The sequence below is a fragment of the Paracoccus sp. L-17 genome (assembly GCF_056857655.1).
Genome location: NZ_JBSXNM010000044.1, coordinates 119,382 through 132,196, shown reverse-complemented (window position 1 = coordinate 132,196; position 12,815 = coordinate 119,382). Strand labels below are relative to the sequence as shown.

The window sequence follows — 12,815 nt, the reverse complement described above, 5'->3', positions numbered from 1 at the left end:
CCCCTCCTGAAAACTCACTCGGCCACGAGAATGACCACCGACAGCGGCGGCAGGACGACCTCGGCCGAAGCCGGCTGGCCGTCCTGCGGCGGACCGTCCGCCTGGATCTCGCCCAGATTGCCGGTGCCGCTGCCGCCGTAGATTTCGGCGTCGGTGTTGATCGCCTCGCGCCAGCGGCCCTTCTGCGGGACGCCGATCCTGAACCCATCGCGCGGGACCGGGGTAAAGTTGCACAGGACCACGACCGGCCTGTCGCCATCCCCGCCGCGCCGGACCCAGGCATAGGTCGATTGCGCCGGGTCGGTGGCGATCCACTGAAACCCCTCGGCATCGCAATCCTTGACATGCAGCGCAGGCGTTTCGCGATAAAGCCGGTTCAGATCGCGGACCAGCGATTGCACACCCTTGTGCAGCGGCTGCCCGGCGGCGTGCCAGTTCAGTTCGCCATTGTGGTTCCATTCCTCGGGCTGACCCCATTCGCAGCCCATGAACAACAGCTTCTTGCCCGGATGACCCCACATGAAGCCGTAATAGGCGCGCAGGTTGGCGAATTGCTGCCATTCGTCGCCGGGCATCTTGCGCAACATGCTGCCCTTGCCATGGACCACCTCGTCATGGCTGATCGGCAGGACGAAATTCTCGGAAAACGCATACATCAGGCCGAAGGTAATCTGATCGTGGTGATATTTGCGATGGACCGGATCCTGCTGCATGTAGCGCAGCGTGTCGTTCATCCAGCCCATGTTCCACTTGAAGCCGAAGCCCAGCCCCCCCGCATCGACCGGGGCCGAGACCTTGGGGAAAGACGTGCTTTCCTCGGCCACGTTCATGATGCCGGGCACCTCGCCATAGGTGACGACGTTCATGGCCTGGATGAAGGCGATGGCCTCCAGGTTTTCCCGCCCGCCATGCCTGTTGGGCACCCATTCGCCGGCCTTGCGTGAATAATCGCGATACAGCATCGAGGCCACCGCATCCACGCGCAGCCCGTCGAGATGATATTCCTTCAGCCAATACAGGGCGTTGGCGATCAGGTAGTTCCGGACCTCGGTTCGGCCGTAATTGAAGATCAGCGTGTTCCAGTCCTGATGGAACCCTTCGCGCGGGTCGGCATGTTCGTAAAGCGGCGTGCCGTCGAAGCGGGCCAGCCCGTGCCCGTCGGTGGGGAAATGGCCCGGCACCCAGTCCAGCAACACGCCGATCCCGGCCTCGTGCGCGGCCTCGACCAGATCGCGGAATTCATGCGGCGGCCCGAACCGGATCGTCGGCGCATAAAGCCCCACCGGCTGATAGCCCCATGAGCCGTCGAAGGGGAATTCGCTGATCGGCAGCAGTTCCAGATGGGTGAAACCCATATCGCTGACATAGGCAATCAGATCGCGGGCAAGCTCCTTGTAGGACAGGGGCCGGCCATGATCGTCCCACCGCCGCCGCCAGGATCCCAGATGCACCTCGTAGACGCTGATCGGGGCGGTCCGGTCCTGGGCCTCGACGCGGCCAGCCATCCAGGCCGCGTCGCCCCAGCCATATCCGGAAATGTCGCGCACGACGCTGGCCTTTTCGGGCGGATGCTGGCTGCCGAAGCCAACCGGATCGGCCTTCTGCAGGACGCCGCCATCGGCGCCGACCAGTTCGTATTTGTAAAGCGCGCCTTCGGCGATGCCCGGAAGAAAGATTTCCCAGACGCCGCTGTCGCCCACCCGCCGCATCGGATGGCGGCGACCGTCCCAGTGATTGAACTGCCCGATGACCGAGACGCGCCGGGCATTGGGCGCCCAGACCGCGAAATGCGTGCCCTGCGCGCCCTCATGCGCCATCACATGCGCGCCGAGGGCCTGCCACAATTGACGATGCGTTCCCTCGCCGATCAGATAGCGGTCCACATCGCCCAGAACCGGGCCGAAGCGATACGGATCGTCGAATTCCCATTCCACGCCGCCGCCCGATCTGGCCTTCAGCCGGTATGGGCCGGCGGGAACCACCGCCGCGAACACGTCGCCCTCGAGACGTTCCATTGCGATCTCGCCGCCGGCCTGCGTGACGACGCCTAGCGCGGAGACATCGGGCATGAACGCCACGATCCGATTCTGCCGCCCCTGGGCGTGCGGGCCGAGGATGTCGAAGGGTCGATCGTGACGACCCGCGCTCAGCAGATCCAGATCGTGCCTGTTCAGCGGGCAAGGCTGGTCGGTCTTTCCCATGGTCCCCACTCTAACCGCCGCGAAGATTCGGGCAATGTCTGGCTTGACGCTAAACTCCGGTTGGCCTTCCGGCTACTCTCATGCATGACTTGACCCCAACACACAGGTCATGGCCGGGGTTTCCAATGAAAGAATGGTGGCGCGACGCCGTGATCTACCAGATCTATCCGCGCAGCTTTCAGGACGACGACGGCGACGGGATCGGCGATCTGAAGGGGATCGCGCGGCGGCTGGGCCATGTGGCCGATCTGGGCGCCGACGCGATCTGGCTGTCGCCGATCTTCACCTCGCCGATGAAGGACATGGGCTATGACGTGTCCGACTATACCGGCATCGACCCGCTGTTCGGCACGATCGCGGATTTCGACGCGCTGGTTGCCCGCGCTCATGACCTGGGGCTGAAGGTGATCATCGACCAGGTTCTCAGCCATACCAGCGACAAGCATCCCTGGTTCGAGCAGTCGCGCCAGGACCGCGGGAACCCCAGGGCCGACTGGTATGTCTGGGCGGAACCAAACCCGGACGGCACGCCGCCCAGCAACTGGCCCTCGGTCTTCGGCGGCCCGGCCTGGGAATGGGAGCCGCGACGGCGCCAGTATTACCTGCACAATTTCCTGATCCAGCAGCCGGATCTGAATTTCCACCACAGGCCGGTGCAGGACGCGCTGCTGGACACGATGCGTTTCTGGCTGGAACGAGGCGTGGACGGATTTCGGCTGGATACGGTGAACTATTATTTCCACGACGACAGGTTGCGCGACAACCCGCCCAATCCCGACCATGACGGGCCCGAAACCTATGGCTATCAACGCCACATCTATTCCAAGAACCGGCCCGACAACATCGCCTTCCTGAAACGGATGCGGGCGCTGACCGACGAATATGACGGCCGCATGATGGTGGGCGAGGTCGGCGATGGCGGCCAGACCGCCATCGACATCATGGCCGAATACACCGCCGGAAACGACCGGCTGCACATGTGCTACAGCTTCGAGATGCTCAGCCCCGATTTCACCGCGGCGCATTTCCGCAAGACGATCGAGGGCGTCCGCAAAGGCGCCCCCGACGGTCATTCCTGCTGGTCCTTCTCGAACCATGACGTGGTTCGCCACGTCACCCGCTGGGCCGGCCATGCCACCGACCCCGACGCGCTGGCCCGGCAATCGGCGGCGATGCTGCTGTCGTTTCCCGGCGCGATCAGCCTTTATCAGGGCGAGGAACTGGGCCAGACCGAAACCGATCTGGTCTATGCCGAACTGACCGACCCCCCGGCGCTGCGTTTCTGGCCCGAGGTCAGGGGACGCGACGGCTGCCGCACGCCGATGGTCTGGGACAGGACGCAGGCCAATGCGGGCTTCTCGACCGGGATCCCCTGGCTGCCGGTCAAGGAACCGCAGGCCGCGCGCGCAGTCGCGGGCCAGCAGGCCGACAATGACAGCGTGCTGGCCGCCTATCGCGCGATCATCGCGTTTCGCAAGGCCACGCCGGCGCTGCGATGGGGCAGGACCGAGTTTCTGGAGCTGGCCGAGCCGATCCTTGCTTTCCGCCGCGATCACGAGGGACAGGCCGTGACATGTGTCTTCAACCTGTCGGCAAGGCCGGTTCGGCTGAAAACCGACGCCACGGCCCTGACCGGTCCATCCTCGGCCATGCTGGGCGAGGGGATCCTGTCGCTGCCCGCCAACGGTTTTGCCTGGATCGAGGGCGCCCCGGGGTTATCCCGCTAATCGCCCTTGCGGCGCAGGAACAATTCGAACCCAAGATACAACCCCGCCGCGCCGAACAGGATCGCCCAGAACACTGCGCCCGACCGCAGCTCGACCACCGCCCAGATCAGCGGCAGAATGACACAGAGGACACGCACCCAGAGCGGCCGGAAGAACGGCGCATTCGGATCCACCAGCATGATCACCCCCTTGCCCGACGCTGTTTCATCGCGGCCGGACCATCCTGTGCCCTTCGCCCGGCGCGGACAAGCCCCCGGCCGCCAGACAGGGCGCCAGAGAGAAAACCCGAGGAATAGCCCATGCAACTGACCGGACTTCACCATCTGACGGCAATCACCGCCGACGCGCCCGGCAACAACCGCTTCTACACCCGGATCCTGGGCCTGCGCCGGGTCAAGAAGACGGTCAATCAGGACAATGTCTCGGCCTATCATCTGTTTTACGCCGACGGCGCGGGCAATCCGGGAACCGACATCACCTTTTTCGATCTACCGGCCGCAAAAGACCGGCGCGGCACCAATTCGATCAGCCTGACCGGCCTGCGCGTGGCCGAATCGGGTCTGGATTACTGGGCCTCGCGGCTGCGCGACAGCGGTGTCCCGCATGGTGGCGTCACCCTGATCGACGGCCGCGCAGGGATGGATCTGGAAGATCACGAAGGCCAGCGCCTGCGACTGATCGCCGCGCCCGACCCCGAGGGCACGCCCTGGCCCGACAGCCCGGTTCCGGCCGAGCACCGCATCCACGGCCTGGGGCCGGTCACGATCTCGGTGGCCGAACTGGCCCCGACCGAAGCCCTGCTGAGAACAGTGATGAAGATGCGCCGCGTCCGCGACTATCCCGCCCCCGACGGCGCGGGGCAGGTCCATGTCTTCGAGATGGGGGCGGGCGGGGCGGCGGCGGAACTGCATGTCGCCGTCCAGCCCGGCCTGCCCCGGGCACGGCTTGGCGCGGGCGGCGTGCATCACGTGGCCTTCCGCGTGCCCGACAAGGCTGCGCTAAGCGGCTGGGCCGAACGTCTCGGCGCCGCCCGCGTCGCCACGTCGGGCGAGATCGACCGCTTCTATTTCCGTTCGCTCTATTTCCGCGAGCCGGCGGGCAACCTGTTCGAACTTGCCACCGACGGACCGGGCTTCGATGCCGACGAGCCGCGCGACACGATGGGCACGACGCTGTCGCTGCCGCCGTTCCTGGAAGATCGCCGGTCACAGATCGAGGCCGGCCTGAAGCCGCTGGACTGAGGCCGGAAAATCCGGATCGTCGCGCGCAGGGCCGCTTTGCGACGGATCGCAAAATCTGCGCGCCTTGCACCATTTTCGCACCGGCAGCCGTGTCTGGTTCCGACAGCAGGAGAAGCCTCGTGACCAGACTTGCCCATCCCCGCGAAGCCCGGCCGGCCCTGCCGGGCCCCCGCCGCCGTATCGCCGTGATCGGCAGCGGCATATCCGGGCTTGGCACCGCGTGGCTTCTGGATTCGCATCATGACGTGACCCTTTTCGAGGCCGAGCCTCGTGCCGGCGGCCATACCCGCACGGTCGAGGCGATGGGCGCCCGCGTCGATACCGGCTTCATCGTCTGCAACCGCCGCACCTATCCGCTGTTCGTGCCTTTGCTGGAACATCTGGGGGTGGCGCTGGAGCCGTCGGACATGACCTTCTCGGCCAGTTTCGGGGGTGGCCGCTACGAATACGGCACCGGCAACACCGCGGCCCTGTTCGCGCAGAGGCGGCGGGCCGTCGATCCGCGCCACCTGCTGATGCTGCGCGACATCCTGCGTTTCTTCCGCCACGCGACGCGCTTTGGCGCCAGCGGTCATTCGCTGGGCGCGATGCTGGATGAATTGCGGCTGGGCGCGGATTTCCGCGACATGTTCCTGCTGCCAATCTCGGGGGCGATCTGGTCCACCCCCTCGCGCGCCATGCTGGATTTCCCGGCCGCCAGCTTCGTGCGGTTCTTCGACAATCACGGTCTGCTGTCGCCATCGGGGCAGCCGAACTGGCTGACCGTGACCGGCGGCGCGCGGGCCTATGTCGATGCGATCCTGACACGGCTGAAGGCGCGCGTCGCGATGGCCGCGCCGGTTTTCCGCGTGATCCGGGACAAGGAGGGCGTCACCGTCGTCAGCCCCCACGGGCCCCAGCGTTTCGACCGCGCGGTCTTTGCCTGCCACGCCCCGCAGGCGCTGGAGATGCTGGATCATCCCGACGCCGAGGAGCGGGCCGTCCTGTCGGTGTTTCGCACGCAGCCCAACCGGATGGTGCTGCACAGCGATCCGGCCTTCATGCCGCGACGCCCCGCCGCCTGGGCCGCCTGGAACTATATCACGGCGCGGCGACGGCCTGACCCGCACCAGCCGGTCAGCCTGTCCTACTGGATGAACCGGCTTCAGAACCTGAAAACGGAAAGCCCTCTGATCGTGACCCTGAATCCGGAAACCGAGCCGCGCGGCATCCATGACGAGACGCTCATGGCGCATCCGCAATTCGATACGGCCACGATGGCGGCGCAGGTTCGTTTGCCCTCGATTCAGGGGCGCGGCGGGGTCTATTATGCCGGGGCATGGACGCGATACGGCTTTCACGAGGACGGACTGCTGTCGGCGCTGCGGGTGGCGCAGGCGATGGGAATCGCCTGGCCTCTGGGACAGGACCCCTGGGCCGACGAGGCGCAGGCCGCATGACGGATCTGTGGGACGGCGCGCTGATACCCGCCCGGATCTGGCACGGCAGGCGCGGCGACGTGGCGCGCGAATTCCGCTATCGCACCACGTTTCTGGCGCTGCCCGTGGACCGGATCGATGCAGGCGATCTGCCGCTGGCCATCGACCGGCCCGGATTGTGGTCGCTGCGGCGCCGGGATTACGGTGATCGCGACGGCACATCCCTGCGCGATTTCATCCTGGGGGTGCTGTCGGATGCGGGACTGGCCGAGGCGCGCGAGGTGACACTGATCACCGCACCGCGCACGTCGGGCTATGGCTTCAACCCGGTCAGCTTCTGGCTGTGCCGCGATGACCGGCAGGACCTGCGCGCGGTGCTGGCCGAGGTATCCAATACCTTCGGCGAGCGGCATTTCTATCTGTGCCACCGGCCCGACCGGGGGCCGATCCGCCGCGAGGACCGGCTTGGGGGCGAAAAGATTTTCCACGTCTCGCCGTTCCTGCCGCGCGAAGGTCGCTATCTGTTTCGCTTCGACAGCGGGCCGGGCCGCTTCGGCGCCTGGGTGGATTGGACCAGCGCGGAGGGCAGCCGGCAATTGGGAACCTCGATGGTCGGGCCGGCGCAATCCCTGGACCGGGCGGCACTGCGCCGGGCCGCCCTGAGCCATCCTTTCCAGGCGCAGAAGGTGATAGGCCTGATCCACTGGCAGGCCGTGAAACTTCGTGCCCGTGGACTTCGTTATCTGCCAAAACCGCCGCAGCGTCCCGGCCGCAGGTCAGAGGCGACCGGTCTGGATCGCGACGGGGAAGAATGAAAGAACTGGGGGGTCGTTCATGTTGTTTCAGCGCCAGTTGACACGAGAATTTCTTGACACCGCCCGCAAGGTGCGGCTCGGCACCTTGCGCGTCGTCACGCCCGAGGGCGAGGTCCATCATTTCGGCGGCACCGCTCCGGGGCCGGAGGCCGCGCTGATCGTGCATGATTGGCGCACCATTCCGGCGCTGGCCGCCAAGGGCGACATCGGCATGACCGAGGCCTATCGCGACGGCTGGTGCGACACCCCCGACCTCGAGGCATTGCTGACGCTGGCATTGCTGAACGAGGACGCGCTGGAGCGGTATATCTATGGCAACCGCCTGCGGATGCTGGCGCTGCGGGCATTATATGTGCTGAACCGCAACACCCGCACCGGGGCGCGGCGCAATATCTCGGCGCATTACGATCTGGGCAACGATTTCTATTCGCTGTGGCTGGATCCCAGCATGACCTATTCCTCGGCGCTGTTCAGCGATGGCGATGATCTGGGCGCCGCGCAGCAGCGAAAATACGATCGCATCATCGACAATCTGGCCGGCGAATCGGGGCGGCTGCTGGAAATCGGCTGCGGCTGGGGCGGCTTTGCCGAGCGCGCCCTGTCGCGGGGCGATTTCGCGCCCAAGGGCCTGACCCTGTCGGTCGAGCAGGCCGAATACGCGCGGCGCAGGCTGGACGGCAATGCCGAGATCGCGTTGCAGGATTACCGCGACGAAAGCGGCCGTTTCGATCATGTCGTCTCGATCGAGATGTTCGAGGCGGTCGGCGAACGCTACTGGCGCGATTATTTCGGCAAGCTGGCGCAGGTCCTGTCGCAGAAGGGCCGGGCGATGGTGCAGACAATCACCGTGGCCGACCGCTATTTCGACCGTTATCGCGCCGGACCCGACATGATCCGCAGCTTCATCTTTCCCGGTGGAATGCTGCCCTCGCCCACCCGGTTCGAGGCCGAGGCGCGGGCGGTCGGGCTGCGTATCGAGGAGACGTTCAACTTCGGGCTGGATTATGCGCGTACCCTGCGCGACTGGCTGGCCCGCTTCGACGAAAGCCTGCCCCGGATCCGCGAGATGGGATTTGACGAGGGATTCATCCGCGTCTGGCGTTTCTATCTTGCCGCCTGCGCCGCATCGTTCAGCGTCGGGCGCACCGATGTCATTCAATATCGCATGTCCCATGGCTGAACGGATCTGGATCATCGGCGCCAGCGACGGGATCGGCCGCGAACTGGCGCTGGCCTATGCCCGCGAAGGGGCGGATCTGATCCTGTCGGCACGCGGCAGGGACAAGCTGGCAGAGGTCGCGGCCGAAGCCGGCGAGGCCGAAATCCTGCCGCTCGACGTGGCCGACCGCGCCTCGATCGAGGCCGCGGCGGCGGCGATCGCCGCGGGCGGCAAGCTGGACCGGATCGTGCATCTGGCGGCGCTTTACGATCCCGGACGGATCGCCGATCTGGATCCGGAGAAGGCCGCGCAGCTTGTCACCGTGAACCTGACCGGCAGCTTTCACATCGCACAGGTCGGACCGAGGCTGCTGCGCAAGCACGGTCAGCTGGCATTGTGCGGATCGGTCGCAGGCTATGTCGGGCTGCCGCAGGGCCAGATCTATTCCGCGACCAAGGCCGGGGTGATCAATCTGGCCGAAAGCCTGCGCGCCGAACGACCGGATGTGGATGTCCGGCTGATCTGCCCCGGCTTCGTCGACACCCGGATGACGCGCAGGAACCGGTTCCGGATGCCGGCCATCATGCCGGCCGACAAGGCCGCCGCCGCGATCATGAAAGGGCTCGCCGGCAAGCAGTTCGAGATCCATTTTCCGCATCGCCTGACCCGGACGTTGAAGCTGATCCGCGCCCTGCCCTATGCCGCCTCGCTGCGCCTGACCCGAAGGCTCAGCCGCGACGGCGACTAGGCCGTTCGCAGCGCCGGCGCGGGCGGCGGGCGCCCGTCAGGCTGTCACGTCCCTTGCGACGGCCAGGCCGATCACCACGGCACCACCTCGCCCTTCCAGTCGCGAAACCCGCCGCTGTCCCGCGCCGTCAGCCCGGCGATCACGTCCAGCAGCGCGCGGGCGCTGCGGTCGGGCGTGATGGTCCGATAGCGGGCGGCATATTTTGCGGTCAGGGGTGTCTCGACCGTGCCCGGATGCAGCGCGACGAAGATGCTGTCGGGATTGTGCCGCTGCCATTCGATCGCGGCGGTGCGGATGATCTGGTTCTGCGCGGCCTTTGCTGCGCGATAGGACACCCAGCCGCCCAACCCGTTATCGCCGATCGAGCCGACCCGCGCCGACAGAGAGGCAAAGACGGCCCGCCCCTTGTCGCGCAGAAGCGGCGCAAAATGGCGGATCGCCAGCGCCACGCCGGTCGCGTTCAGGGCGAATTGCCGCGCCATCGCCTGCGCGTCGATTGCCGCGAAGCTTTTTTCCGGTTCATGGCCGCCGATCACCAGCGCGCCCGTTGCGTTGAAGATCAGATCGAACGGCCGCTCCAGCCGGGCTGCCAGCGGGCCCGGTGTCGTCGGGTCTGTCAGATCCAACCCGTCATCGCGGCGCGACAGGCGCGTCACCCTGGCGCCGTCCCGGGCCAGGCGATCGCAGACCGCCGCGCCGATCCCGCCCGAAGCGCCCAGAACCAGCGCCCGCATCAGCCGACCATGCGGACGATCGTCACACCAGCCCAGGCCGAGAGCCCGGTCAGAAAACCGCCCCAGGCGGTGTCCGCGACAACCTGCGCCCATGACCAGTCGCGCATGATGGCAAGGCTGGTGAATTCATAAGTGCCATAGCACATCAGCCCCAGCAGCGCGCCGGCCAGCAAAGCCTGCACCGGCGCTCCGTCCCGCAAGGCCGGGACCGAAACGAAATACAAAAGCCCCACCACATAGAAGGCATAGAAGGCCGCAGCCGGGCCCAGCCGGAACGGATCGGCCAGCAGATCGCCGATGGAACGCTCGAAGATCGGCCGGATCAGAAATCTGATCCCCACCACATCCACGGCAAGAAACACGATCAGTGTCGAGAAATAGAGGATGATCATCTTCATCATGCTAATCCTTGAAATCCTTGTAAGCCGTCAACGCCCGTGATCGGCCCTGCGACAGAGAGATCGCAGGCATCGGCGTCCGGTCCAGATCGATCTGCCACGACCGCGGGGCCGCCCTGGCGAAAGCCTGCGCGCCCCTGGCATCAGGCTTCAGCCAGTGGTCGCGATAGCGCGCGGCGGCATCGAATTTTCCGGCCTGGGTGTCGGGGTTGAAAACACGGAAATAGGGGGCGGAATCCGGCCCGCATCCCGCCACCCACTGCCAGTTCATCGCGTTCGAGGCCGCGTCCCAGTCGATCAGCGTGCGGGCGAACCAGTCCAGGCCCACGCGCCAATCGGTCAGCAGATGCTTGGTCAGATAGCTGCCGGCGATCATGCGGACGCGATTATGCATCCGTCCGGTCACGAACAGCTCGCGCATCCCGGCATCGACCATCGCGACGCCGGTCAGGCCGCGTCGCCAATTTTCGGCGTCGTTGTTGTCGCGCTTCCACGGAAAATCATTCCATTCCTCGCGCCAGCAGGTCTGGTCCATCTGCGGCATCTCGTGGAACAATTCCCGCGCGAATTCCCGCCAGGCCACCTCGCGAAGAAAACCCTCGACCCCCTGCCGCCCCGCCTCGCGCGCCGCCTGCCCGACATGCCAGATACGCCGGGCGCTGATCTCGCCCACGGCAAGCGCGTCGGACAGGTTCGAGGTGCCGTCCCGCCAGGGCTGGTCGCGGTGATCGGCGTAGTCGCGCACCGGCCCGTGCAGGAAATCGTCCAGCCGGTCGCGCGCGGCATCCTCGCCGGGCTGGACATGATCGGCCACGACCGGCCAGCCGCGATCCATTACCGCCCTCGCCTCGGGCCAGTCGGTGCCGTCGCTGTCGGGCCATGTCTCGGGCAGGGTCAGCGAGGGCGGGTTCAGCGGCGCCTCGATCCGGGTCGTGCGCAGCGCCCGCCAGAATGGCGTGAAGACCTTGTAGATGCCGCCCTGCTGCGTCGTGACCGAGCCGCGCGGCACCAGATCGGCCAGCGGATGCAGGTGCAACGCGGCCCCGCCGCGCAGGGCGGCCGCCTTCAACCCGTGATCGCTGGCAAAGGGGAAGCCCTCGGTCGTGTGGATTGCCGTGGCGCCGGTCTCGCGCGCGATCCGTTCCAGAACCTCGGCCGGATCGCCCCGGCGCAGGATCAGGCGACTGTTGCGGCCATGCAGCGCGGCCTGAAGCCGGGGCAGCGACAGCGCCTGACGCTGGGCGCTGGCCGGATGATCGCGCGCCTCTGCCGGATCCAGGATCACAAGCGGGATGACCGGTCCCGAACCGGCTGCCGCGACCAGGGCGGGATGATCGTCCAGCCGCAGCACACGTCGAAACCAGCAGATTACCGTCATCGTCCAACCCTGTTAGTTGCCTGCAAAGACACGCATGAAACGGCCGAAAGTTTCAAGCAAAGCGCAAGGAGCCGGCCGGGCGCGCCATTGTCAGCCCCGCCGTCGGTGGTATAGCTGGATCAGACCCGCCACCCCGAAAGTCCTGCCCGTGATCCGATCCGCCCTTCGCCCCGGCTTCGTCTCGCTCGTCTCGGCCGGGCCGGGCGATCCCGAACTGCTGACGCTGAAGGCCGCGCGGCGACTGTCCGAGGCCGATGTGGTCCTGTTCGACGATCTCGCCTCGGGGCCGGTGCTGGACCACGCCGATCCGGCGGCGCAGATGATCTCGGTCGGCAAGCGGGCAGGGCGGCCTTCGGCGCGGCAGGAACACGTGAACGCGCTGCTGGTCGAACATGCGCGCCGGAACCGCCGCGTGGTTCGGTTGAAATCGGGGGATGCGGGAATTTTCGGGCGGCTCGAGGAAGAGATCGTGGCCCTGACCGAGGCCGGTATCCCGTTCGAGATCGTGCCCGGCGTGACCTCGGCCGCGGCCGCCGCAGCCGCCGCGTCGATTCCGCTGACCCGCCGCCTGACCGCCCGGCGCCTGCAATTCGTGACCGGTGCCGACGTGACCGGCCATCTGCCGCAGGACATCAACTGGGCAGCCCTGGCCGATCCGCAGGTCACCACCGTCGTCTTCATGGGTCAGCGCAGTTTCCCGGAACTGGCGAAAGGTCTGCGCGTGCACGGCCTGCCCGGCACCACCCCGGCGCTGTTCGCCGAGGCGGTCGGCCATCCCGAACAGCGGCTGCTGCGCACCGACATTGACAGCCTGGCCCGGATCATGGCCCGGACGCGGGTGACGCAGCCGGGTCTGATCCTTTATGGTCCGCTGGCGTTCGGTCGGCCTGCTGCGAATGCGCCGTCACCCCGAACCTGACCCGCTCACCCCGCGGCATCGGGTTGCATAAAATGCAAATCAGATCCGGATGGCGCGGCGGCGCGGTTTAAGGCCCT

At 66.6% G+C, this 12,815-nt stretch carries 12 protein-coding genes; 7 read left to right on the top strand and 5 right to left on the bottom strand.

The window, feature by feature from the left end; translation table 11 throughout:
* Positions 1–14 precede the first annotated feature (14 nt).
* Complete coding sequence (glgB, locus tag AC13CR_RS15005; protein ID WP_482900868.1) at positions 15–2,201, bottom strand: 1,4-alpha-glucan branching protein GlgB; 2,187 nt, start codon at positions 2,199–2,201, stop codon at positions 15–17.
* 125 nt (positions 2,202–2,326) lie between these two features.
* On the opposite strand from glgB, the gene AC13CR_RS15000 reads away from it, so the two are divergent.
* The gene (locus AC13CR_RS15000; RefSeq protein WP_292978165.1) at positions 2,327–3,928 is read left to right on the top strand and encodes an alpha-glucosidase; all 1,602 of its coding nucleotides are present in this window, start codon (positions 2,327–2,329) and stop codon (positions 3,926–3,928) included.
* Here the strand turns inward: AC13CR_RS15000 and AC13CR_RS14995 are convergent.
* Positions 3,925–4,107, bottom strand: a complete 183-nt coding sequence (locus AC13CR_RS14995) for a hypothetical protein (protein WP_292952634.1) — start codon at positions 4,105–4,107, stop codon at positions 3,925–3,927. The two genes, AC13CR_RS15000 and AC13CR_RS14995, sit on opposite strands and share 4 nt — an antisense overlap.
* 120 nt (positions 4,108–4,227) lie before the next feature.
* Here AC13CR_RS14995 and AC13CR_RS14990 point away from each other — a divergent pair, with 120 nt between their 5' ends.
* The 5 genes from AC13CR_RS14990 (at position 4,228) to AC13CR_RS14970 (ending at position 9,309) form a co-directional block, all read left to right on the top strand.
* Entirely contained in the window at positions 4,228–5,169 is a 942-nt protein-coding gene (locus AC13CR_RS14990; protein ID WP_292952637.1) for a ring-cleaving dioxygenase, read from the top strand.
* A gap of 119 nt (positions 5,170–5,288) precedes the next feature.
* A complete protein-coding gene (locus AC13CR_RS14985) occupies positions 5,289–6,608 on the top strand; it encodes an NAD(P)/FAD-dependent oxidoreductase (protein WP_482900867.1) in 1,320 nt (439 codons plus the stop codon).
* Entirely contained in the window at positions 6,605–7,402 is a 798-nt protein-coding gene (locus tag AC13CR_RS14980; RefSeq protein ID WP_292952643.1) for a DUF1365 domain-containing protein, read from the top strand. The genes AC13CR_RS14985 and AC13CR_RS14980 overlap by 4 nt, the downstream gene beginning before the upstream one ends.
* 19 nt (positions 7,403–7,421) lie before the next feature.
* Complete coding sequence (locus tag AC13CR_RS14975; RefSeq protein WP_482900866.1) at positions 7,422–8,582, top strand: class I SAM-dependent methyltransferase; 1,161 nt, start codon at positions 7,422–7,424, stop codon at positions 8,580–8,582.
* Positions 8,575–9,309, top strand: a complete 735-nt coding sequence (locus AC13CR_RS14970) for an SDR family NAD(P)-dependent oxidoreductase (RefSeq protein ID WP_292952650.1) — start codon at positions 8,575–8,577, stop codon at positions 9,307–9,309. The genes AC13CR_RS14975 and AC13CR_RS14970 overlap by 8 nt, the downstream gene beginning before the upstream one ends.
* A 71-nt stretch (positions 9,310–9,380) precedes the next feature.
* On the opposite strand, the gene AC13CR_RS14965 is transcribed toward AC13CR_RS14970, so the two are convergent.
* From AC13CR_RS14965 to AC13CR_RS14955, 3 genes are read right to left on the bottom strand one after another with little or no spacing between them, the layout of a single operon-like run.
* Positions 9,381–10,043 (bottom strand): SDR family NAD(P)-dependent oxidoreductase, encoded by a 663-nt coding sequence (locus AC13CR_RS14965; RefSeq protein WP_349675817.1) that lies wholly within the window; start codon positions 10,041–10,043, stop codon positions 9,381–9,383.
* Positions 10,043–10,441, bottom strand: coding sequence for a DUF2177 family protein (locus AC13CR_RS14960; protein ID WP_292952653.1), 399 nt, complete (start codon positions 10,439–10,441; stop codon positions 10,043–10,045). Before AC13CR_RS14960 ends, AC13CR_RS14965 begins: the two co-directional genes overlap by 1 nt.
* A gap of 4 nt (positions 10,442–10,445) precedes the next feature.
* Entirely contained in the window at positions 10,446–11,819 is a 1,374-nt protein-coding gene (locus AC13CR_RS14955) for a cryptochrome/photolyase family protein (RefSeq protein WP_482900865.1), read from the bottom strand.
* A 148-nt stretch (positions 11,820–11,967) separates the two neighbouring features.
* Between AC13CR_RS14955 and cobA the strand changes: the two genes are divergently transcribed.
* The gene (gene cobA, locus AC13CR_RS14950) at positions 11,968–12,738 is read left to right on the top strand and encodes a uroporphyrinogen-III C-methyltransferase (RefSeq protein ID WP_292952659.1); all 771 of its coding nucleotides are present in this window, start codon (positions 11,968–11,970) and stop codon (positions 12,736–12,738) included.
* The last annotated feature ends 77 nt before the right edge of the window (positions 12,739–12,815 follow it).